The organism is Zhongshania aliphaticivorans (genome assembly GCF_902705855.1).
GTDB lineage: Bacteria > Pseudomonadota > Gammaproteobacteria > Pseudomonadales > Spongiibacteraceae > Spongiibacter > Spongiibacter aliphaticivorans_B.
Genome location: NZ_CACSIJ010000013.1, coordinates 305,401 through 328,566 on the forward strand (window position 1 = coordinate 305,401; position 23,166 = coordinate 328,566).

Sequence of the window (23,166 nt, forward strand, 5' to 3'; positions counted from 1 at the left end):
TAATGAGGTTGTTATATAGTAAATACAAGAATTCTGCATAGTTGCATTACTCCTGTGTATGCCTTCTGACATGCGGTAGACACCGATTCAATGAGAGCATTTATTGATCTTAGAGTCAATAGAAGGGTGTGTCAAATCAAAAGAGTAAGTTCCATATTTTATGAAGAAATAAGAGGGATTTATTTTAACTCTTTATTTATCAGTGGGTTGGGTGTTTATTTTGTGTAATGACTTAAATTTTCCGTCTTGAAATTACTATTGAGTGGTACTTAGATAGCGGTGTGGTGCGAACAGGGTCACAATTATTACCAGTTATTCGCAACAAATATTATTCGTTATTGACTTGTAGGTCAGTTGGTGGGTAGACTGAATTGGTAATCAAATTTTTGGAGTGGTTGTTATGAAGAAAAATAAAATGTTAACGAGATTGGCTGCGTCAGCTATTTTGAGTGGCATGGTTGGTATGGCTAGTGCCCAAGATTTGCCTATTATTGGCGGTTTACTGGGTGGTGGTCTTCCTTCAACGGGTGGTTTAGGTGGTGGCGGCTCCCTTCCGTTGGTTGGCGGTTTGCCGGTTTTGGGTACCTTTTTGCCATTTGTTTTGGGTGAGTTGCCTATGAGTTTGACGGCAATTGATTTGCCTATTGAGAAAACTTTGGCGGGTCTTGGGCAGGTTGGCGGTTTGGTGGGGCCAATTTCTGGAAACCCTGAGTCACTTATACGTCCAGTTCAGCACCTGGCGCTTCCCGTAGCTTTTGATGTTATTCCTTTAACAGAGGTTTTGTTTAGTAATCCAGCTGGGCTACTTGACTTTCTAACAAGTGGGGGTGTGCTGCTTATGCCTGATATATCGCTGGTACCACGCACCCCCTTGGTAAATCAGCCGTTGTAAGAGATGTTTTGTGTTGGCTAGCTTGGGGTATTCTGAGCTAGCTAATGTTGGTTGGTGTGTCTTAAATGCCTGTATTTCTGATTTTATAGGGGATTTGGTTTTTTTGTTGTGTTGCTTGAAAACCCTGCTGGAATTATAGACTTTTTCATGGGTGGGGGGACGATCTTGACTCAGGCCCTTAATGGCTCGGGTGGTAATTCTGTCGTTCCAGGAATACCACTTTTAACTCAGCCTTTGGATTTGTAAGAGTTTAGGTTGTTAGTGTTACAGGGCGACAAGCTTTTGCTTGTCGCCTTTTTTGTATTTAGTGCAGGCAATTGAAAGCAAATTTAAAGATATTTCAAGCGCTTAAATATTTACGTATATTTATCTGAATTAGCAATCTATCTTCATTTGACAGCGGCCTTTTATTGGTGGATTATAGGTATTGATTTTAAGGTCAATATAGATATATAACCATAAGATATTAATTGAGGTAAAAAACATGCATCTTGGATATTTAGAAGAAGGTCATAAGCTCGCTGAGCAGGCGAAAGAAGATAATGAAAAGGCAGGTCGCCGTTCATTTCTTAAAAAAGCCGGTGCGGCCATCATGGTGGGTGGTGTTGCTCCCTCTGTGGCATTTGGTATGTCGTCTGCTGCAGAGGCAAGTGACTCTGTGAAGGGGTTTAAAGGACAGGGACGTATGGGTATGTCCACGGGTGAGGACTGGATTGACACATTCTTCAACGAGGGCGCTGCGGGAATTATTCACTACTACGCAGATGATTTTGTTTTTGAAGATATTACCCTTTTCCAAACCATTACCGATAAAGAAGAGTTGTATAACGCGTTTTTACCGTTTAACAAAGATTCAAATGTAGGTAAACATTACTTTGATGTGGTTCGTTACGATGGCGGTTTGGCCGGTGATAGAACTGCTCAATTGCGTTTGCAAATGCCGCCCCAATACCAGCCTGCTGAGTGGGATATGTGGACAAAAGATACGCTAGAGGGCGCTGATCATTCTTATGATGAGTGGGGCGTTATGCAGTGGGTATGGAAGTCTGAGCACTATGTCGATTTCTTGGGTTTACCTGCTACAGGAAAGACAACACACACGCGCGGCATGACTTTCCATTGCTATAAGGACCGCAAGGTTGTTAGAGAGTATACGTATTGGAATTTCCGTGACGTGGCCATCCAGTTGGGCGTACTTCCAGCACCAAATAAGTTCTGGAAGAAAAAGTAATTGACTAGGTGCTCTATGAGCAGTTTGCCCAGCTTGTGCTGGGCTTTTTTTTGTCCAGGAAATTGCTTCAAGCGATCTTTGCGCAATTTTATTTCATCCTCTGCCGGTGTCGCCTATAGCGCTTATTTTGGGCAAAATTGTAGCCAAAGCACTCGCTAACGTACCCACGGGGAATAAATACCCGCAGGGCATAAATACCCACTGGGCATAAATACCCGCGGGCATAAAGGGCAGGATCTACTCAATCGTTCCTTTATGCGTAAAACTCGCTCATTTACGATTCCTGTTGGTCGCACGCACAAGTGCGTGATCTCCGCCGCGCTGCGGTTCGTTCGATTATTTCTTGCCAGAGAATAAAATTCCGGCTCGTGCAAAGCGCTCTTTAATTTTGTATTGATACTAAATATGAGTATTTATTGTTAATATTGTCAATATAGTTAAATTGAGGGTTGGGGTGGTGTTATTGGCGTTGAATATCAAGCATTTAGCGATTCATGTACCGAGCGGTATTTTGAGTTTCTTATATTGACCTGTAGGTCAATATGTGTTTGAATACAATCAAGAGGCCGAACACGTTTGTCGACCACGCAGTAAGTGCAATCAGACTCCGTACCTAAGACTAATGCATAGGGGTCGAAATAGAGGGCAGGGCAATGAATATTAAACCAGAAGCGCGCAAAATCGAGTGTGATTTTTCGAAAGCAAGGATTGATTGGATACCTAAGGATCCTGAACTGGCACAGTTTTGGAACGCCGTGAGTATTGGTCTTCCGTTATTGGAAGGGTATTTAATACGTGCATTAGCTAAGTCTAAAAAATTGCTTCCTGAGGATAGAGAAGACCTCTACGCAGATTGTGAATTATTTTGTAAGCAGGAAGCTAACCATTCTAAAACCCATATGGCGTTTAACGATATGGTGAGAGGCTTGGGTTACTACCCAGAAATGGATAAGTACACCGATAAACTGCGTGCAGATTATGAGCGTTTTGATCGTGAATACGGCCTGCGTCACGCGATGCTTTATGCAGAGGGTTTTGAGACTGCAGGGCCAATATTTGCCACATATTTCCTTGTGCAAGCGAATAAGCGTTTAAAAGACAATGATGTTGATTTAATTACCTTGTCGCTATGGCGTTGGCATCTTTCAGAAGAATTCGAACACCGCAGCTGTGCTTTCAATGTTGTAGAGGCATTGTACGGAACCTACTGGGGGCGTGTCGGTGGAATAATGAAGGCAACTTTCCACTTGTTGGGTTTTGCTGTTCCGCTAAGTGAGTATATGCAGCGGGAAGATAAAAAAGCAGGCCGTATGGAGCGTGGGCCGAAGGCGATGTTGCGCAAATTAAGCTCGTACTCCGGTATGTTCTTCTTTATCACCCCTAGAATTTTGCGGGCTTGTACGCCTTGGTACAACCCTAAAAATCTCAAAGCACCGGCAGGTTGCGAGGAAGTGTTGACTATCGCTTCAGAAACCTTGGATCTGAATAAAATGGCTGAGCGGGCACGGGAAACTATCCCTGCTTAAGGGTTGAGCATTGCGTCGTTCTAAACGACGCAAATCGTTCTAATAGATTTTAAAAAGCGTATAAGGAGAATAATAATGAGTCTTGTACCTCCAGAGGTCATGGCCGGCGAGCTAAATTTGTTTTGGCAAAGTATTTTTACGTGGGCAAGCTGGGGCATTGTTCTCATTATGCTCATTATTGCTGCGCGCATGGGTTTGCGGCAGCGCACACCATTTTATTTTATTGCAGTACTGGCGGCGGGGGTTGGGGCGTATATCGAACCATTGTATGACGTTGCTTTTGATCTGTGGTTTTACGATGTTTCCAATGGGCTTCCCGGTGCGATGTGGTCTCACTTTACGGCATTTGGGATTGTGCAGCCGAATTGGACTCACAGCGGTTACATGATTCTATACTCCTCTGCCTGCTTATACGCGGGGAAGATGTTATACGAAGGCCGCGCAACTAAATCTACCTTGTTTTTGATTTGGTTGGCGGAAATTACCGCGTCTTGTGTTTTTGAAATGATTGGGACCGGTACGGGCGTTTACACCTATTACGGCCCATACGTAATGCGTATTTGGAATTACCCTTTGGTGATCGGCATTTTAGAGGGTACACAAGTTATCTTATATACCGTGCTTGCGGTTCAACTTTGGCGGCGTGTATCGAGTTCGTTTGGTCTACTTGGTTTATTCGCAATTTTCCCCGTTACAATGATGGGTGCGAATTGCGGATTAGGCGCACCTATTATTGTCGCCTTGCATCTATCTGATGCTGAATTCAGCCAGGGTATGATTTGGGCGGCGACCTTGCTGACGATGGGCCTCTGTGTAATAGCTGTTAACGGAGCCGCTAGGTTTATTCCTGAGCCATTGACGAAGACAAGAGAGGACTTTTCGGTTTCGTCTAAATTAGTTCACGCTTGATTTCTTTCACCGTGCTCTGCTTGGCAGGGCACGGTGAAAGTCCTTCGCTATTGCTTTTTCCCTAGTTTTATTTTCTATGCGCGATTCTTGTTGCGTACACCGGCTCGTTATTTTCACACGCCCTTTTTGGGTGTCGTGAAAAACTTCCTTAAAACTCCCCAGCTGAATAGCTTAGAATGGCCTTTTGGATTGCATGCCATTAGGCGTTTTTGGCTGATGGTAATATTTCGCTTAACGAAATAGTTAATAGGGATTGGCTTTGGACACTTTCGGCGATGAGTACTGGATGCGCAGGGCGCTTGCATTAGCCTTAGACGCTGATGCGCGTAATGAGGTACCAGTAGGGGCGCTTATCGTACGTGATGGTGCGGTTATTGGGGAAGGTTTTAATCAACCGATAAGCGAGTCTGACCCTACTGCCCATGCCGAAATTGTCGCGCTTCGTCGCGCTGCGCAAGAGCTCAATAATTATCGGCTTCCCCGTGCCACTATGTATGTCACCGTTGAGCCCTGTGCTATGTGCGCAGGTGCCATCATTCATGCTCGGCTTGCACGTTTGGTGTATGCCGCGGCAGAGCCAAAAGCGGGTGCGGTATGTAGTCATTTGCAATTATTTGATCAAGCTCAAATGAATCACAAAGTGGCTTGGCAGGGTGGGGTGTTGGCTGAGGAGTCTTCGGCGGTTGTGCAGGCATTTTTTGCCCGTCGGCGAGAAGAGAAAAAACGCGCGAAGTCGGCGACCTAATGTTTTAGTCTAGCAAGTACTAAGTTCAGAGCGCATCAAAGCCGCGTTTAAGTTCCGGCGGTAGGTAGTCAGACACTATGCGGNGCGGGGGAACGCGATAGCGATTAAGCTCGTCCCAGGTCAATAGCGAATAGTAGTCGCGGATATTGCGGACATAGCGTGCAGCTTCATCTCCCCGAGCGTAACCGTATTTCGATGGTTTATACCATTTTTGCTGGCGTAATAGCGGCAGGTTTTCTCGAACGTCATTCCACAGATTAGGATTTCCGCCGCGCTTCTGGGTAATGATTCGAGCGTCTTCTACATGGCCTAGGCCGATATTGTAAGCGGCAAGTGCAAACCAACTTCGCTCGGGGGGCTCTATGCCTGCAGGGAGGCGGCTATATAATTTTTTATAGTAGCGGGCGCCACCCCGAAGGCTTTGTAAGGGGTCTAAGCGGTCCTCGACATTTAGCTCTTCTGCGGTGGCTCGCGTCAGCATCATCATTCCGCGCACGCCGGTCGGGGAGCGGGCATCTGCGTCCCAGTGTGACTCCTGATAGCTGATTGCCGCGAGTAAGCGCCAGTCTAGGTCGTATTCTATCGCCACTTGCTCAATCATGCCCTTTACGTCGGGTAGGCGATCTTGCTTCATTTGCAGAAATGTTTGGGTGCTAACAAAGGTCTGCCGTTCATTAAAGGTGAAGTTGCGGTCTATCAGTCGCGCTAACTTCCCGCTGTCAGTATAGGTTTTGAAAAAGTTTGTCATTTCCTTTATCAGGCTGGCATTGTTTGGTGTAGCCGTCATTGCCCACGCCAGTTTGCGGGGGCTGCCGGTGCTGAAGGCAATGCGGAAGCTGGGGTAAAAGGCGCGGTTGGCGTAGTATTCGGTCGAATTTACAATTGTGACATCAATTTGCCCGTCAACGAGCTGCTCTAGTAAGTCGATGGTTTCGAGGTCGCGACTTTCAATCCACTGCAACTCTGGGTGGTCTTTTTGTAGGGCTAAGAGCTGCTCTACATGGGCGCTGTTGCCGATAACGTGAATTTGTTTACCGATTAAGTCTGTTGCCGAACTTATTTTTGGGTTGACGTCGCGGTTATATATAAACAGTTGCTTTACGCTGAGATAGCTTGGGCCAAATAATAAGGTTTCTTGGCGAGTTGGCGTGATACTGAGCCCCGCTGCGGCGAAGTCGGCACGATCTTCCATTAGGCCGCTAAACACCTCGTCTAGGCCGACTACGGGGATCATTTCTAATTTCACATTGAGGTGGTTGGCAAAGGCGAGGGCGAGTTGGTACTCAAACCCTGCAGGAGAGCCTTGAATTTCGTAATATGTGGTTGAACCATTGCGGGTAAGCACCCGTAAAACCCCATCTTCACGAATTCTTTGTAGATTATCGCTATTGTTTTTGCAGCCGCTGAGTAGGCTCGCGGTGAATATCACGGACGCCGCGCACAGCCAAATCGCTAGTAATCTCTGGGTTTTGTGGCTTGCGGGCAAGTTTGATGCTCCAATGAATAAGGCTTCAATTGTATCGGTATGGGGCTGATCGCACCATAAAGACTATTTGGGATAAAATTTCCCGCGTAAATCCTTTACAATGGCCGGCTTCAATCCATTCGATCGAGGTTGTCGCCCCGAATGCTTATTCTTCCTGGTGCTCCGGCGCTTTCAGATTTCCGTTTAGAAAAATTAAAGGCCGCGTTGGCTACGTCAATTCCCAGCTTGCGGGATGTTAGCGCGCAATATATCCACTTGGTCGATACGGCGGTTGATCTCGATCCCGAGCGCAGTGCGGTCTTAAGTCAGCTGCTGCAATACGGCCCTCGCGCAGAGTTTGTAGCCAGTCAAGGCTTGCAGTTTTTTGTGGTGCCTAGACCAGGCACTATTTCGCCTTGGTCAAGCAAAGCCAGTGATATCGCCCATAACTGCGGTTTGGATATGATCGAGCGGATAGAGCGCGGTGTGCAGTACAGCTTCGATATCGACGGTGAGCTTAACGACGATCAGCGCGCAGCTTTACTGGCTGCCATTCACGACCGCATGGTGGAGTCGGTGCTGGCTGATCCTGCTGAGGCCACAGTGCTGTTTAGCCGCCAAAGCCCCAAGCCCATGCAGGCGGTAGATGTGCTGGCCAACGGTCGCGCAGCCTTGGTGACGGCCAATAGTGGGCTCGGTTTGGCGCTGGCTGATGATGAGATCGACTATTTGCTTGAAAGCTTTACTCAGCTTGGACGCAACCCGAGCGATGTTGAGTTAATGATGTTTGCTCAGGCGAACTCAGAGCATTGCCGCCATAAAATCTTTAACGCCAGCTGGACTATCGACGGCGAAGCGCAAACCCACTCTCTGTTCGGCATGATCAAAAATACCAATGAGCTGGGTGGTGAAGATGTTTTGAGCGCCTATTCCGATAATGCAGCGGTGGTGCGCGGACACCGAGCGGGGCGTTTTTATCCTGCGCCGGATACCGCTGAATACCAATATCATCAGGAAGATATTCACTTGCTGATGAAGGTAGAAACCCACAATCACCCAACCGCAATTTCGCCCTTTTCTGGCGCGGGTACAGGATCCGGTGGTGAAATTCGTGATGAAGGCGCTGTTGGTCGCGGTTCTAAGCCCAAGGTTGGCTTGAGCGGTTTTAGCGTATCTAATCTGCGGGTTCCTGGATTTGAGCAGCCTTGGGAAGCTGATTACGGCAAGCCCGGGCGGATTGTGTCTGCCTTAGATATTATGCTGGACGGCCCTATCGGTGGCGCGGCATTTAATAATGAGTTTGGTCGCCCCAATTTATGTGGTTACTTCCGCAGCTTTGAAGAAAACGCGATGGGAGCGAACGGTGATGAGCGGCGTGGCTATCATAAGCCAATAATGATTGCCGGCGGTTACGGCAATATAAAAGAAGAACATGTAATTAAAACCGAGTTTCCCGCCGGTCATAAACTGGTCGCACTGGGTGGCCCCGCTATGTTGATTGGTTTGGGCGGTGGCGCGGCTTCTTCTATGAGTAGCGGGGCCTCTACCGAGGACTTGGACTTTGCCTCGGTGCAGCGTCAGAACCCTGAAATTGAACGTCGTTGCCAAGAAGTTATCGACCGCTGCTGGGCGATGGCGGATAAAAACCCTATCGCTTTTATTCATGATGTAGGCGCGGGCGGTCTGTCTAATGCCTTTCCAGAGCTGGTGAAAGACGGCGGCTGCGGCGGCGAATTTGATTTGCGCAAAGTGCCGAATGACGAGCCGGGAATGTCGCCGCTAGAAATTTGGTGTAATGAGTCGCAAGAGCGCTACGTTATCGCAATTGCACCGGACGATCTCGCCGTATTTGAAGCTATTTGTGCTCGCGAGCGCGCACCATATGCGGTGGTTGGTGAGTCGACAACAGATAAGCGGCTGCGGGTTGGTGATACCCACTTCGACAATAACCCGGTTGATTTGCCGATGTCGGTGCTATTTGGCAAACCGCCAAAGATGCACAGGGAAATTACTCGTCAACACTTAGTGCTGCCAAGCTTTGATCCGTCGGCTATTAATATTGATGAAGCGCTTGAGCGCTTATTGGCATTGCCAACCATTGCGGCTAAAAACTTTTTGATTACCATCGGCGACCGTTCTATTACTGGGCAAGTACACCGAGATCAAATGGTTGGCCCGTGGCAGGTTCCAGTGGCGGATTGCGCGGTGACTACCGTTAGCTACGATTCTTATGCCGGTGAAGCCATGTCTATGGGTGAGCGAACGCCGCTGGCCTTGATTGACGGCCCGGCCTCCGGTCGCATGGCGGTCGCAGAAGCGATAAGCAATATTGCGGCAACGCGCATTGCCAAAATATCTGACATAAAATTGTCTGCAAACTGGATGTGTGCGGCGGGTTATGCCGGTGAAGATGAAAAGTTATTTGATACCGTCAAAGCGGTTGGCTTGGAGTTTTGCCCAGCCTTGGGAATAACCATTCCCGTTGGCAAGGACTCGATGTCTATGCGCACAACATGGCAGGACGGCGAGCAGAGCAAGGCGATTACCGCGCCGATGTCGCTGATTATTTCGGCATTCAGTCCGGTTGTTGATGTACGCAAAACAGTAACGCCACAGCTGCGTACAGACTTGGCCGACAATGCGTTATTGTTGGTTGATCTCGGTGCTGGCAAGCAGCGTTTGGGTGGATCATGTTTGGCACAGGTGTATCAGCAGGTCGGCAACACCGCGCCAGATATTGACGACCCTGCCTTGTTGCTAGGCTTTTTTAATACGGTTCAGCAGCTTTTAGAAGATCAAAAAATTATTGCCTATCACGATCGTTCAGACGGCGGCTTGGCTATTACCTTATTGGAAATGGCGTTTGCTGGGCACTGTGGTCTTGAGGTGGAACTGAGCGCCGAAGGCAAGGTACACGGCGCCTTGTTTGCTGAAGAGGCGGGCGCGGTATTACAGCTTAGCTGTGCTGATGTCGAGTTTGTGCTGGAACAGTTTGCCGCCAATGGTTTGTCTAACTGCGTCCATGAGATTGGCCGAGCGGTTGCGGGCAGTGACATTTCCATAAGCTATGGTGGTGTAGAGGTAATACGCGAAGATCGTTTGGTTTTACAGCGCAAGTGGCAACAGCTGAGCTACCAGATGCAAGCTCTGCGCGATAACCCAGAATGTGCGCAACAAGAATTTGAGTCGATTACAGAATCAGATCTAGGCCTAAGTCAATCGCTAAGCTTTGACGCGCAAAATAATATAGCTGCGCCATATATCAATTCAGGTGTGCGTCCCCGCATGGCAATTTTGCGTGAGCAGGGCGTTAATGGTCAGATGGAAATGGCGGCTGCCTTTGATCGCGCCGGCTTTACTGCCGTTGATGTTCACATGAGTGATATTTTGAGCGGCCGTATTAGCCTGCAGGACTTTAAAGGATTGGCTGCCTGTGGTGGTTTCTCCTACGGCGACGTATTGGGTGCTGGTGAGGGCTGGGCGAAAACAATTTTGTTTAATGGCCTTGCTAGGGATGAATTCGCCGCTTTCTTTACGCGTAGCGACACCTTCTCGCTGGGTGTGTGTAATGGCTGCCAGATGATGTCTAATCTGCATTCATTGATTCCAGGTGCAGAACATTGGCCGCGTTTTGTGCGCAACCGCTCAGAACAGTTCGAGGCACGCTTTTCTTTGGTTGAAATTCCAGAATCACCCTCCATATTATTATCTGGTATGGCTGGCTCACATTTGCCAGTAGCGGTTGCCCATGGTGAGGGTCGTGCAGAGTTTGCCGATGCCGTACAGTTGCAGAATTTGCAGCAGAGTGGAAAAGTGGCTTTGCAGTTTATTGATAATCAATTAAGCGTGACCGAGCGTTATCCTGCTAACCCCAATGGTTCGCCATTTGGCATAGCGGGTGCCAGCAGTGCTGATGGCCGCGTTACCATTATGATGCCGCATCCCGAGCGGGTTTTCCGCACCGTGCAAAACTCATGGGTGGCGGACAACTCAGTTGAAGACAGTGGTTGGATGCGCCTATTCCGCAATGCGCGGGTTTGGGTGAATTAGTAAAGTCAGAGAACGCCGGCTAATGCCGGCGCTTTTACAAGGGCGGGTCAGGGGTGTCCCGTCTGTTATTTACGTCGATTGCGGCGTTCCTTACAAATAGACACCGTCGCAACAGGCGGTTTTGGTGGAAATACAATGCTAAATAAATATCCGCTCTGGAAAAATCTGCTGATTATTGCGGTACTGGGGATAGGTTTGTTATATGCAGTACCAAACCTGTACCGGCCTGACCCGGCATTGCAGGTGTCTGGCGAAAGCAGTGGTGTGGTAATCGATCAAGCACTGATGACGCGTCTGTCGGCGGCATTAGATGCTGGTGGCATTGAGCATTTTGGCGAGAAGGCGAATGAAACCGGCAAGTCAGGTTTGATTCGCCTCTACGAAACCGACGTGCAATTGCGCGCGCAGCGAATTGTGCAGCGCACCTTGGGTGATGGTTATGTGGTTGCTCTGAATCTCGCTTCAAACACGCCGGCATGGCTCAGTAATTTAGGCGCTCAGGCAATGAAGCTGGGGCTGGATTTGAGCGGCGGTGTTCATTTTTTGCTTGAGGTTGATACCGATTCTGCAATTGCCACACGCTTGGAGCATTACAGCTCTGGTATAAAGAAAAAGCTGCGTGAAGAGCGTATTCGTGGTTTTGTTAGCTTAGACAACGGCATTATTTCGGGGAAATTTGCCAGCGCAGAGTTGCGTGATACAGCGCTGGGATTGATTCGTAAAGAATTTACCGAGCTGACTGGCGAGCGGCTAGATTCTGCCGATGGCGATGACTCGTTCTATTTGCGGGCGATTATCGGCGAAGCGAAGCGTAAAGAAATTGAAGATTACGCGGTGAGTCAAAATTTGACGACCCTGCGTAACCGTGTCAATGAGCTGGGTGTGTCAGAACCGTTGGTTCAGCGTCAGGGCCGCAATCGTATTGTGGTTGAATTGCCCGGTATTCAAGACACCGCCGAAGCAAAGCGTATTTTAGGTAAAACCGCTAACCTTGATTTCCGTTTAGAAGCGAAATACGACGCACCTATATCAGAGCGTGAGCAATTTGAGTTTCGCAATCCAGGACGCGGTGAGCCAAGTGCTTGGTTGGAGCGCGACGTGGTGATTACGGGTGAGCGGGTCGCTAATGCGCAGGCCAGTTTTGATCAAAATGGGATGCCACAGGTAAATATCACCCTGGATAGTCAGGGTGGCACCCTGATGCACCGCATGACTCGACACAATATAAACCGTCGTCTTGGGGTGCTATTCATTGAGCGTAAAAGCCGTACCCACTACGAGCGTGACGCAGAGGGCGTAGAGCATGCGGTTAAGGTGCCCTACGACGAGAAGAAAATTATTAGCTTAGCAACCATTAAAGACGCCTTGGGTGTGCAGTTCCGTATTACCGGCTTAGATGCGCCTGGTGAGGCGGCAGAGCTTTCACTGTTGCTCCGCGCGGGTGCCTTGGCGGCGCCAATTGACTTTGTTGAAGAGCGCACTGTCGGGCCGTCGCTCGGTGCAGAGAATATTGAGAAAGGTCTTAACGCAGTGAAGATCGGTTTGGGGATGGTTGCGCTGTTTATGCTTGTGTATTACCGCGTGTTTGGCGTGATTGCGGTAGTAGCGCTCGGTGCCAACATCATTTTATTAACTGCCTGTATGTCCTTGCTGGGGGCGACTTTAACCTTGCCGGGTATCGCCGGTATTGTACTTACGGTCGGTATGGCGGTTGATGCCAACGTGCTAATTTTCTCGCGAATACGGGAGGAGCTGCGAGCTGGTCTGTCGGTGCAGCACGCGATAGAAGCGGGATATGGGCGCGCCTTTGTCACCATTATGGACTCGAATATAACCACCTTATTGGTTGCAGTGATTCTGTACGCGGTAGGCACTGGCCCTGTTCGCGGTTTTGCGGTGACCTTGTCGCTAGGTATTTTAACGTCGATGTTCACTGCGATCATGGGCACCCGCGCAATAGTGAATTTCGTTTACGGCGGTCGTCGTATCACTAAGCTGGCGATCTAGGGGAAACGTATGTCTGATAATGTAAAAATGATTAACTTTATGGGTGGGCGCCGCATTGCGATGTTCATTTCTATCGCAGTGATGCTTGCGTCGGTGGCGGTCTTAGCTGTGAAGGGCCTGAATTTTGGTCTGGATTTTACCGGCGGCACTCTCATAGAGGTTATATATGAAGAGTCTGTGCCGCTAGAGCAGGTGCGTGAAGAATTAAGCGCTGCCGGTTATGAAAGTGCCATCGTCGTGAATTTTGGTTCAGATACCGATGTCTTGGTGAGAATGCCTCAGGGTATGAGTCCAACATTGGGTGAAGAGGTTCTGGCTGTCCTGCAGGCCGGTACTGAGGCCGAGGTTGAATTGCGTCGTATTGAGTTTGTTGGTCCGCAGGTTGGTGAAGAGCTTCGGGAGCAAGGCGGTTTGGCGGTGCTATTGGCGCTTGTTGTAGTGTTGATCTACGTCGCCATGCGTTTCCAAATTAAATTTTCAGTGGGTGCTGTTGCCGCTCTGGGGCATGACGTACTGATTACCCTTGGTGTGTTTGCTGTTGTGGGATGGGATTTTGATCTCACCGTATTGGCAGCCATTCTAGCTGTAATTGGTTACTCGCTTAATGACTCGATTGTTGTCGCCGACCGTATTCGAGAAAACCTCCGAAAACTGCGTAAGCACGAGGCGGTAGAGGTGGTGAATATCTCCTTAACTGAGACCCTGGATCGTACCTTGGTTACCTCGGGAACCACCTTGCTGGTGCTGCTAGCGCTGGCTTTTGTTGGCGGTGAAATGATTCATAGCTTTGCCTTGGCACTGCTAATCGGTATCGGTGTGGGTACGTATTCTTCGATCTATATTGTGGCCAGCTTACTGGTGACCATGAATATCAGTCAGGACGACTTGATGGTGGTGGAGAAAGAGGGCGCACAGATTGATGATTTGCCCTAGGGCCCTAGATGCTTGACGGGAGAAGGGAGACGCAGGTGTTAGTGTTTAAGCGTCTCCCGTTCACCGTCAAGCGTCTCCCGATTAACGAATATTTTCTAAATGTGGGCGAATCGCCTGCAAAATACCTTTCAAGCATTTCGGATTCGCTGCGACAATGTTGCCGCTTTCGTAGTAATTGCCACCACCTTTAAAGTCGCTGACTAAACCGCCTGCTTCACGAACTAGCAAAATACCCGCCGCAATGTCCCATTTGTTTAATCCGATCTCCCAAAAACCATCTAGGCGTCCGGCCGCGACATAGGCTAAATCTAGCGATGCTGCGCCAGCGCGACGGATGCCGGCGGTTTCGCCAGCAATGGCTTCGAGGCTGCGCATATAGGCGGGAATGTGTTCCTCGCAGCGCGCTTTAAAGGGAATGCCAGTGCCGATCAGCGCGCCTTCGAGGCTGGCGTTCATGGTGACGCGAACTCGGCGACCATTTACTTGAGCGCCACGGCCGCGGCTGGCAGTAAATTCCTCGCGGCGGATGGGGTCGAGAATAACAGCGTGTTCAATTTGGCCTTGGTGCATACAGGCAATGGAAACGGCGAAGTGCGGAATACCGCGAATGAAGTTGGTGGTGCCGTCAATCGGGTCGATAATCCATTGGTAGGGGCTATCTGCGTTTCCAGTTTGGCCAGATTCCTCGCCTAAAAAGCCGTGGTCTGGATAGGCTTTCTGCAGGTGGTAGATGATTTCCTGCTCAGCTTTGCGGTCGATTTCGGTAACAAAATTATTCTCGCCCTTGGTTTCGATCTGAACGCGGTCGAGTTGTTCAGAGGCACGCGCGATAAGGTCGCCGGCTTTACGGGCGGCGCGTAATGCGATATTCAGCATGGGTTGCATAGTACTAAGGCCTTGATGTTGCAAGCAATTGGACGCGCATTATAACAGAGAGTCGGCGGCCTACAGAGGCCTAATTTCATTGTTTCGATATGGCCTTCCTGTTAGACTGACGTCCCATCTCGTGGGGGCGAATAAGCGCAGCTTTTTCAGACCCTATTATCTCTTCGTACTATCTAAAAAGGCATTACATGGCGCGTTTTATATTCGTCACCGGCGGTGTTGTTTCGTCCTTGGGTAAGGGCATTGCGTCAGCATCCTTAGGTGCCATTCTTGAGGCGCGTGGTCTCAAAGTAACAATGCTCAAGCTGGATCCATATATCAATGTCGATCCAGGTACCATGAGCCCGTTTCAACACGGCGAGGTGTTTGTTACTGAAGACGGGGCAGAAACCGACCTCGATTTAGGTCATTACGAGCGTTTTATTCGCGCCAAAATGGCCAAAGGCAATAATTTTACGGCAGGACGAGTGTATGAAACCGTTCTCCGTAAAGAGCGCCGTGGCGACTACTTGGGCGGTACAGTTCAAGTTATTCCTCATATAACAGATGAAATTAAGCGCCGTGTTATGGCGGGCGCGGGCGATGCTGATATCGCCATTGTTGAGATCGGTGGCACCGTGGGTGACATCGAGGGGCTACCGTTTTTTGAGGCGGCCCGTCAGCTAAAAGTCGAGCTTGGTGCCAAGCGCGCAATGCTAATGCACTTAACACTGGTGCCCTATATCGCCACCGCCGGTGAAACGAAAACCAAGCCAACCCAGCACTCCGTTAAAGAGCTTCGCTCTATCGGTTTGCAACCTGATATTTTGTTATGCCGCTCAGATCACGAAATTGACCAAAGCAGCCGCCATAAAATTGCGCTGTTTACCAACGTTGAGTCGCGTGCGGTTATCCCACTGCGTGACGTCGATTCTATTTATAGAATTCCATCGCTATTGGCGGCGGAGGGCTTGGACGAGCTGGTTGTTGAGCGGTTTGGCCTAGATTGTCCCGCAGCGGATCTAACCGAATGGGACTCCGTGATCGAGGGCGATTTACATCAGGATAAGGCTGTGACCATTGCAATGGTCGGCAAATACATGGAGTTGCTAGATGCCTATAAGTCGCTGAATGAAGCCTTAAAACATGCCGGAATTCACAGCCGTACCAAGGTGCAGGTGCGTTACATCGATTCTGAGCTTATCGAAAAAGACGGTATTGAAATACTAGACGGCGTAGACGGTATTTTGGTCCCCGGTGGATTCGGCAGCCGCGGTGTAGAAGGCAAAATTCGCACCGTGCAGTACGCCCGCGAAAATAAAATTCCCTACTTAGGTATTTGCCTGGGTATGCAGGTTGCCGTCATTGAGTTCGCGCGTAATGTGCTGGGCTTGGGCGATGCAAACAGTAGCGAATTTAATGACAACGGCAAAAATCCCGTTGTCGGTTTGATTACCGAGTGGGTAACGGCTGATGGTGAGGTTGAGCAACGTGCCCACGATGACGACCTTGGCGGCACCATGCGCTTAGGCGCGCAGCTTTGTCATTTGGTTGATGGCTCGGTGGTTGCCGGTGTTTACGGCAGCGAGACTATTACGGAGCGCCACCGTCACCGCTACGAGGTAAATAACACCTACGTAGAGCGTTTGCAGGCGGCGGGTTTGAGTGTTGGCGGTTGGTCTGCTGATAAGAGCCTCGTTGAGGTGGTAGAAATTGCAGACCATCCTTGGTTTATTGCCTGTCAGTTCCATCCCGAATTTACCTCTACACCGCGTGATGGCCACCCTTTATTTACTGGCTTTGTTAACGCTGCAATCGCGCACAGCGAATAGCATTGTTGATCTGAGCGAGTTGAAGGAGTCGATTTATGAAAGATAAAGTGGTTAATGTTGCCGGCATCGACGTGGCAAATGACAAACCCTTTGTATTGTTTGGTGGCATGAACGTACTTGAGTCCCGTGATCTGGCAATGCAGATTGCCGAGCACTACGTTGAAGTGTGTGGAAAGATGGGCATTCCCTATGTTTTCAAGGCCTCCTTCGATAAAGCTAATCGTTCCTCGGTACATTCTTACCGCGGCCCCGGCATGGAAGAAGGTCTGAAGATATTTCAGGAAATAAAGCAAACCTTCAATGTGCCAGTGATAACCGATGTGCATGAAGTACATCAAGCTGGCCCTGTTGCAGAAGTGTGTGACGTTATCCAGCTACCCGCATTTTTGGCGCGTCAAACAGATTTGGTTGCGGCAATGGCGGCGACCGATGCGGTTATTAATATTAAAAAGCCGCAGTTTTTAAGCCCTGGCCAAATGAAAAATATTGTTGAGAAATTTGCAGAGTGCGGCAATGAGAAAATCATGCTGTGCGAGCGCGGCAGTAATTTTGGCTATGATAATTTAGTGGTAGATATGTTGGGTTTTCGGGTGATGCGTGAAGCTAGTGGCGGCGCCCCGATTATTTTTGATGTTACCCATGCTTTACAGTGCCGTGACCCGATGGGCGCAGCATCTGGTGGTCGTCGCAATCAAGTCGTTGAATTGGGTCGCGCCGGTATGGCACTGGGTATTGCCGGTTTGTTTCTAGAGGCCCACCCAGATCCGGATCGCGCAAAATGCGACGGCCCGAGCGCCTTGCCATTGTCTGCCTTGGCAGCCTTTTTAGAGCATATGAAAGCAGTGGACGAGACCGTGAAGTCTTTGCCAGTGCTAGATATTACATAATTTTATTTTTGATTTAAGACGGAGAAAACTCGCATGGCAGAGATTGTCGATATTAAGGCCTTTGAAGTGTTGGACTCACGGGGTAACCCCACGGTTGAGGCAGATGTGGTATTAGCATCTGGCGCTGTAGGTAGTGCTTGTGCTCCTTCCGGCGCGTCGACAGGGTCGCGTGAAGCTTTANAACTGCGTGATGGCGATAAGTCGCGCTATTTGGGTAAGGGCGTATTAAAAGCTGTTGCTAATATCAATACCACTATTCGTGATTTATTGATGGGTATGGACGCTGAAGATCAGCGTGCCATCGACAATGCCATGATCGAGGCAGACGGCACCGAGAGTAAATCTGTGTTGGGTGCGAACGCTATTTTAGCCGTGTCATTGGCGGCGGCAAAGGCTGTTGCTATTGAGAAGGGCATCCCGCTTTATCAGCGTATCGCCCAGATTAACGGCACGGAAGGTCAGTACACTATGCCGGTACCGATGATGAATATCATCAATGGCGGTGAACACGCTGACAATAATGTTGATATTCAAGAATTTATGATTCAGCCAGTTGGTGCAGAAACCTTTGCTGAAGCATTGCGCCAAGGCGCTGAAATATTCCATGCTTTGAAGAAAGTATTGGTTGCTCGCGGTTTGAACACCGCCGTTGGTGATGAAGGTGGTTTTGCGCCGAACTTGCCTTCAAATGAGGCTGCACTTGAAGCTATTGCTGAAGCCGTTGCCAATGCCGGCTACGAGTTAGGTAAAGATATCACCTTGGCTCTAGATTGCGCTTCGTCGGAGTTTTACAAAGACGGTAAGTACGCATTAAGCGGTGAGGGCAAAGAGTTTGACGCCGAAGGTTTTGCTGAGTATTTAGATGAGTTAAGTCAGAAATACCCCATCATCTCAATTGAAGACGGTATGGACGAAAGCGATTGGGACGGCTGGGCAGCATTGACTCGCCGTGTTGGTGATCGTGTGCAGTTGGTGGGCGATGATTTGTTTGTTACCAATACTAAAATCCTAAAACGTGGTATTGATAACAAAATTGCTAACTCAATTCTGATTAAATTCAATCAGATTGGCTCGCTGACCGAAACACTAGACGCGATCAAAATGGCAAAAGATGCCGGTTATACAGCGGTTATTTCGCATCGCTCGGGTGAGACCGAAGATACAACGATTGCAGACCTAGCGGTGGCAACATCAGCGGGTCAGATTAAAACGGGCTCTTTATGTCGCTCAGACCGTGTTGCTAAGTATAATCGTCTGCTGCGTATTGAGGCTGAGCTTGGCGCCGCTTATCGCGGTCGGGATGAATTCCGAGCGTAATAAAAGAGGCGGCTATGGCCGCCTTCTTTGTTTTGGGTGTATTTTAAAATGGGCTTTCTAGGATTTAATTCTGGAATAATAATGAACAACAAGACCATCTTACAGGGCGAGCTATGACTCGCCGTCGGCTGCTTTTTATACTGCTCGCGATCTTGCTGATGTTGCAGCTGCGTTTGTGGACGGGTACCGGCAGCTGGGAACAAATTGCCAGCCTGCGCCGAGATATTGCCGTTCAAAAAGTCACGAATAGTGATCTTCAAAAACGGAATGAGCGGCTGTATGGCGAAGTTCGCAGTTTAAAACACGATTTAGACAGTATTGAAGAGCGTGCCCGTAACGATATGGGGCTCATTAAATCTGGCGAAACCTTTTATTTAATTGTTGATGAATAACAATACTACACAGCAGAATAATAGCTTGATTCAAAACAGGCAGAATGACTTTGGTAAATAATGTGCGGCTATGGGCCGTTATTCCCGCAGCGGGAACAGGGTCGCGTTTTGGCGCTGCCACCGCAAAGCAATATCTTTCCCTTGGTGATAAAACCGTCATCGAACACAGCATGAGCAAACTCTTGGCCCGCGATGATATCGCCGCCGTAGTCGTTGCATTACACCCTGAAGATAGCCATTTTTCATTATTGCCTGTTGCGAATGATCCACGGGTTCGCCCTGTAAATGGCGGGGCTGAACGCTCAGACTCCGTTGAACTGGCATTAAATGGTTTAGCGGGGGAAGCGGCTGACACAGATTGGGTGCTGGTACACGATGCTGCGCGCCCCTGCGTGTCGCAGCGAGATATTCACACTTTAATAGAGCTTGGCTGTGCTCATGCGGTCGGAGCAATATTGGCTTCGCCGGTGGTTGATACGGTAAAGCGTAGTAATACTGACGGCGAGATTGTAGAAACTGTAGACCGCAATAATATGTGGCGGGCCTTAACGCCGCAGCTATTCCGCTATGGGCAGTTGCGTGATGCTTTGGCGTATTGCCGAGAAAGGCAATTAAGCGTTACAGATGAAGCTTCAGCGCTGGAGCATTGTGGTCAGCAGCCATTGTTGGTGGCGGCTAGTCATCGCAACATTAAAATTACCTACCCTGATGATCTCGCGATTGCGGCGGTATTTCTTGAGGGAGAGCAGCAGTGAGCGCCATTCGGATTGGTCATGGCTACGATGTTCATCGTCTTATAGAGGGCGACGGAATAAAGCTGTGTGGTGTGAAAATTCCGTGTCAGTGGGGTTTGCTCGCGCACTCTGATGGGGACGTCGCTCTGCATGCACTCTGCGACGCCATGCTCGGCGCTTTAGCTCTGGGTGATATTGGTAAGCATTTTCCAGATAACGATCCGCAATATGCTGGTGCCGACAGCCTAATACTATTGCAGCGGGTTTATGCCTTGGTGCTTGATCAAGGTTATCGACTTGGCAACGCCGATTTAACCATCTCGGCACAACAGCCAAAATTGGCCCCCTATATTGTTGCCATGCGCGAGGCCATTGCTGCAGCGTTAACCGTGTCGAGTAGCAGTATCAGCGTGAAAGCGACAACGACAGAGAAACTCGGCTTTGTGGGGCGAAGTGAAGGCATCGCCGTCGACGCAGTGGTATTGCTGGAGCGAATTGATGTTGCCTGATTGGCCGAGAGCACTGGGCCAGCCTTTAGTGTCTGGTCTATTAAAAGCGGAGCCTAAGGACTTTGTTGTTGAGGAGGTGTTTGATGTTGAATTCAGCAATGACGGCGAGTTTGATTGGCTGTGGATCGAGAAGTGCGGTGACAACACCGAGTACCTAGCGAAGCAATTGGCGCGTCTGGCGGGTGTGCAGCCTCGTGCGGTGACATATTCTGGGCAGAAAGACCGGCACGCAGTAACGCGGCAGTGGTTTTGCGTTCACTTACCTGGTAAGCACAAACCGGAGTGGGTTGTTCCTGAAAATGAAACCTGGCGGATTTTACGCCAAGGCCGTCATCGGCAGAAGTTGCGTTTAGGCAGTCATCGCTATAACCGTTTTATTCTCCGGTTAACAGCGTTACATGGTGATCTTACCGACTTAGAAACTCGCTTGCAGTCAATCAGTCAGGGCTTTCCTAATTACTTTGGTGAACAGCGTTTTGGTCATGGCGGCGGCAATATTGAGGCGTGCAGACAGTGGTTTGCTGGTGAGCTAAGCCCTGGGCGTTTTGATCGTGGCATGTATTTATCTGCAGCGCGATCCCTGATTTTTAATACGGTGCTCGCTCAGCGACTTAGCGACGTTAGCTGGAATCAAGGCTTAGATGGTGACGTGTTTTCATTGCGTGATAGCGGTAGTGTGTTTTTGGCAGAGGTAGACGCGGACATTGTATCGCGCTTAACGGCAGGCGATATTCATCCCACTGGGCCGTTGTATGGCAAGGTGGGTAAGTTGGGGGTGGGCGCAGTGGTGGCGGAGCTTGAAGAGCAAGTTTATACCGGCTTTTCTGATTTATGCGCAGGTTTGATGAAGAACAATCTGACGATGGAGCGCCGCGCATTACGTGTTGTACCTAAAGATTTACAGTGGCAGAAATTGGAGGACGGCTCGCTGTCGCTCGCATTTTCATTGCCTAGGGGCTGTTTCGCCACGGCGCTTGTGCGAGAATTGATCAATTACTAAGGGCTTGATCAGCCTTGAAGTTTACTGAGACGACACGGTGACAATTTTAAATTTGCAAGGCATAGGGATGACGTCCCAGCGGACGAGAGATCGTTTGATCGAACGTTTGACTGAACAGGGAATCACCGATAAAGCGGTGCTGAACGTTATTAGAGGCACGCCGCGACATATTTTTCTTGATGAAGCGCTGTCACATCGCGCTTATGAGGATAGTTCGCTGCCAATTGGTTTTCAGCAAACGCTATCGCAACCCTATATTGTTGCTCGTATGACCGAACTGCTATTGGCAAATGGGCCTCGTACGCGAGTATTGGAAGTCGGTACCGGATCAGGCTATCAAACGGCGATTTTAGCGCAGATGGTTGAGCGTGTGTTTAGCGTTGAACGGATTCGTCCCCTGCAAGAAAAAGCGCGCCAGCGTCTTCGGCAACTGGGTTTGCATAATGTGCATTTACGACATGCGGATGGCGGCATGGGTTGGAAAGAGCGTGGGCCATTTGACGCCATTTTATCCGCCGCTGCGCCAGAAGTTGTCCCCGCTGAATTATTAGAGCAGCTTGCTGTCGGTGGACGCCTTGTTATTCCCGTTGGGCCAGTCGGTAAGCAGCAGTCCCTCTATGTTTACGACAAGACTGACGAAGGCATTCAAGAGCAGCTCATCGAACCTGTTTTATTCGTGCCGATGGTCGCTGGTGTCATAGTCGCTTAAAAACACACTATTAAGAGCGCCGAAAAGGTAATGGGAATAGTAATGAAGGGGTTTTCTCCGGCGGTATTTGTTCGTGGTATGGCCATGGGCGCAGCAGATGTAGTACCTGGCGTGTCTGGTGGCACGGTCGCTTTTATTACCGGTATTTACGACGAGTTAATAGAAAGTCTTAAGTCAGTGAATTTACAGGCGCTGAAAACGCTCACTAAATCAGGGCCTGCCGCCTTTTGGCAATACATTAATGGCTGGTTCTTGTTGAGTTTAATGTCAGGGGTGGTTGTCAGTGTTTTGTCGCTCGCTCGTATAATTTCTTATGGTTTACAAGAATACCCACTGCCACTGGCGGCCTTGTTTTTTGGCTTGATACTGGCGTCTGCCCTGATTGTTTTTCGGCAAATCCCGCAGAGTAGACGTCAGTTGGTTTGGCTGATATTTGGCGTTGTCTTCGCTGTGGCGATAGGCGAATTGCGTCCCGCAGAGCTCAGCGCTACACCGCTTACTCTATTTTTGTCGGGTGCATTAGCGATATGCGCAATGATATTGCCGGGTATATCCGGCAGTTTTATATTGCTACTGCTGGGGATGTATAAACCGGTGATTGATGCGGTCAAACATATTGAGCTTGTATCGCTCTTATGTTTTGTGGCGGGTTGTGGTGTTGGATTAATGTTGTTTGTTCGAGTGTTGTCTTGGTTGATGCATCATCATCGGCCGCCTTTACTGGCGGTATTGACAGGTATTTTGCTGGGATCACTGACGATTATTTGGCCGTGGAAGTTTGACGCTCATGGCCATTTATTGTCTGAATCATTGGCGCCAGGGTGGCAGAATGTGATGCCCTGGGAATATGCTCAGCAAGCCGATTCTCAGTTACTGTTGTCTTTAATAATAGCAGCGTTGGGTGTGTTGTTAGTATTGTTGCTTGAGCGAATGGCTAAGACTTAGACCGGCTCTGATGAAATTAGTGACACCGTTTGGGTATAGACGAATTAGTCAAAGATACCCTGATGTTTTTAAGAATGTTTTTTTCTATTGCTAGCTTTTTAAAGTACATATAGTAATTAGAATGAGCTTAGTAGTTGCGGTGATTTTGATAGTTTTTGTATCGATGATGTAAGTTAAATATAACTTCTTTAGCAAAAAAGGCTTGTTTTTGTGCTTATC

At 49.1% G+C, this 23,166-nt stretch carries 19 protein-coding genes; 17 read left to right on the forward strand and 2 right to left on the reverse strand.

Features of this window, described 5'->3' with window-relative positions; genetic code table 11:
• Positions 1-400 precede the first annotated feature (400 nt).
• The 5 genes from GVJ32_RS11045 (at position 401) to tadA (ending at position 5,303) form a co-directional block, all read left to right on the forward strand.
• Entirely contained in the window at positions 401-892 is a 492-nt protein-coding gene (locus tag GVJ32_RS11045; protein ID WP_159240112.1) for a hypothetical protein, read from the forward strand.
• 484 nt (positions 893-1,376) lie between these two features.
• The gene (locus tag GVJ32_RS11050) at positions 1,377-2,123 is read left to right on the forward strand and encodes a hypothetical protein (protein ID WP_159240113.1); all 747 of its coding nucleotides are present in this window, start codon (positions 1,377-1,379) and stop codon (positions 2,121-2,123) included.
• Between the two features lie 653 nt (positions 2,124-2,776).
• Positions 2,777-3,649, forward strand: coding sequence for a metal-dependent hydrolase (locus GVJ32_RS11055; RefSeq protein WP_159240114.1), 873 nt, complete (start codon positions 2,777-2,779; stop codon positions 3,647-3,649).
• A 75-nt stretch (positions 3,650-3,724) separates the two neighbouring features.
• Complete coding sequence (locus tag GVJ32_RS11060; protein ID WP_159240115.1) at positions 3,725-4,558, forward strand: hypothetical protein; 834 nt, start codon at positions 3,725-3,727, stop codon at positions 4,556-4,558.
• A gap of 259 nt (positions 4,559-4,817) precedes the next feature.
• Positions 4,818-5,303, forward strand: a complete 486-nt coding sequence (gene tadA / locus GVJ32_RS11065; RefSeq protein WP_159240116.1) for a tRNA adenosine(34) deaminase TadA — start codon at positions 4,818-4,820, stop codon at positions 5,301-5,303.
• Between the two features lie 25 nt (positions 5,304-5,328).
• On the opposite strand, the gene mltF is transcribed toward tadA, so the two are convergent.
• Entirely contained in the window at positions 5,329-6,789 is a 1,461-nt protein-coding gene (mltF, locus tag GVJ32_RS11070) for a membrane-bound lytic murein transglycosylase MltF (protein WP_159240117.1), read from the reverse strand.
• Between the two features lie 141 nt (positions 6,790-6,930).
• On the opposite strand from mltF, the gene purL reads away from it, so the two are divergent.
• From purL to secF, 3 genes are all read left to right on the forward strand, one after another.
• On the forward strand, positions 6,931-10,818 hold the full coding sequence (gene purL / locus GVJ32_RS11075) for a phosphoribosylformylglycinamidine synthase (protein WP_159240118.1): 3,888 nt from the start codon (positions 6,931-6,933) through the stop codon (positions 10,816-10,818).
• Between the two features lie 135 nt (positions 10,819-10,953).
• A complete protein-coding gene (secD, locus tag GVJ32_RS11080) occupies positions 10,954-12,825 on the forward strand; it encodes a protein translocase subunit SecD (RefSeq protein ID WP_159240119.1) in 1,872 nt (623 codons plus the stop codon).
• Positions 12,826-12,834: 9 nt separating this feature from the next.
• A complete protein-coding gene (secF, locus tag GVJ32_RS11085) occupies positions 12,835-13,758 on the forward strand; it encodes a protein translocase subunit SecF (RefSeq protein WP_159240120.1) in 924 nt (307 codons plus the stop codon).
• A gap of 81 nt (positions 13,759-13,839) precedes the next feature.
• Here the strand turns inward: secF and GVJ32_RS11090 are convergent, their stop codons facing one another.
• On the reverse strand, positions 13,840-14,643 hold the full coding sequence (locus tag GVJ32_RS11090) for an inositol monophosphatase family protein (protein ID WP_159240121.1): 804 nt from the start codon (positions 14,641-14,643) through the stop codon (positions 13,840-13,842).
• Between the two features lie 188 nt (positions 14,644-14,831).
• Here GVJ32_RS11090 and GVJ32_RS11095 point away from each other — a divergent pair, with 188 nt between their 5' ends.
• The 9 genes from GVJ32_RS11095 (at position 14,832) to GVJ32_RS11135 (ending at position 22,947) form a co-directional block, all read left to right on the forward strand.
• The gene (locus GVJ32_RS11095) at positions 14,832-16,454 is read left to right on the forward strand and encodes a CTP synthase (RefSeq protein WP_159240122.1); all 1,623 of its coding nucleotides are present in this window, start codon (positions 14,832-14,834) and stop codon (positions 16,452-16,454) included.
• A gap of 35 nt (positions 16,455-16,489) precedes the next feature.
• Positions 16,490-17,341 (forward strand): 3-deoxy-8-phosphooctulonate synthase, encoded by an 852-nt coding sequence (gene kdsA, locus GVJ32_RS11100; RefSeq protein WP_159240123.1) that lies wholly within the window; start codon positions 16,490-16,492, stop codon positions 17,339-17,341.
• Positions 17,342-17,374: 33 nt separating this feature from the next.
• Complete coding sequence (gene eno, locus GVJ32_RS11105) at positions 17,375-18,658, forward strand: phosphopyruvate hydratase (protein WP_159240124.1); 1,284 nt, start codon at positions 17,375-17,377, stop codon at positions 18,656-18,658.
• Between the two features lie 113 nt (positions 18,659-18,771).
• Positions 18,772-19,050, forward strand: a complete 279-nt coding sequence (locus tag GVJ32_RS11110; protein WP_159240125.1) for a septum formation initiator family protein — start codon at positions 18,772-18,774, stop codon at positions 19,048-19,050.
• A 44-nt stretch (positions 19,051-19,094) separates the two neighbouring features.
• A complete protein-coding gene (gene ispD / locus GVJ32_RS11115; protein ID WP_159240126.1) occupies positions 19,095-19,805 on the forward strand; it encodes a 2-C-methyl-D-erythritol 4-phosphate cytidylyltransferase in 711 nt (236 codons plus the stop codon).
• Positions 19,806-19,810: 5 nt separating this feature from the next.
• Positions 19,811-20,293, forward strand: a complete 483-nt coding sequence (gene ispF, locus GVJ32_RS11120; protein ID WP_159240339.1) for a 2-C-methyl-D-erythritol 2,4-cyclodiphosphate synthase — start codon at positions 19,811-19,813, stop codon at positions 20,291-20,293.
• Positions 20,283-21,293, forward strand: a complete 1,011-nt coding sequence (truD, locus tag GVJ32_RS11125; protein ID WP_159240127.1) for a tRNA pseudouridine(13) synthase TruD — start codon at positions 20,283-20,285, stop codon at positions 21,291-21,293. Before ispF ends, truD begins: the two co-directional genes overlap by 11 nt.
• Positions 21,294-21,360: 67 nt before the next feature.
• Positions 21,361-22,002 (forward strand): protein-L-isoaspartate(D-aspartate) O-methyltransferase, encoded by a 642-nt coding sequence (locus GVJ32_RS11130; RefSeq protein WP_159240128.1) that lies wholly within the window; start codon positions 21,361-21,363, stop codon positions 22,000-22,002.
• A 42-nt stretch (positions 22,003-22,044) separates the two neighbouring features.
• Positions 22,045-22,947, forward strand: coding sequence for a DUF368 domain-containing protein (locus tag GVJ32_RS11135; RefSeq protein ID WP_159240129.1), 903 nt, complete (start codon positions 22,045-22,047; stop codon positions 22,945-22,947).
• The last annotated feature ends 219 nt before the right edge of the window (positions 22,948-23,166 follow it).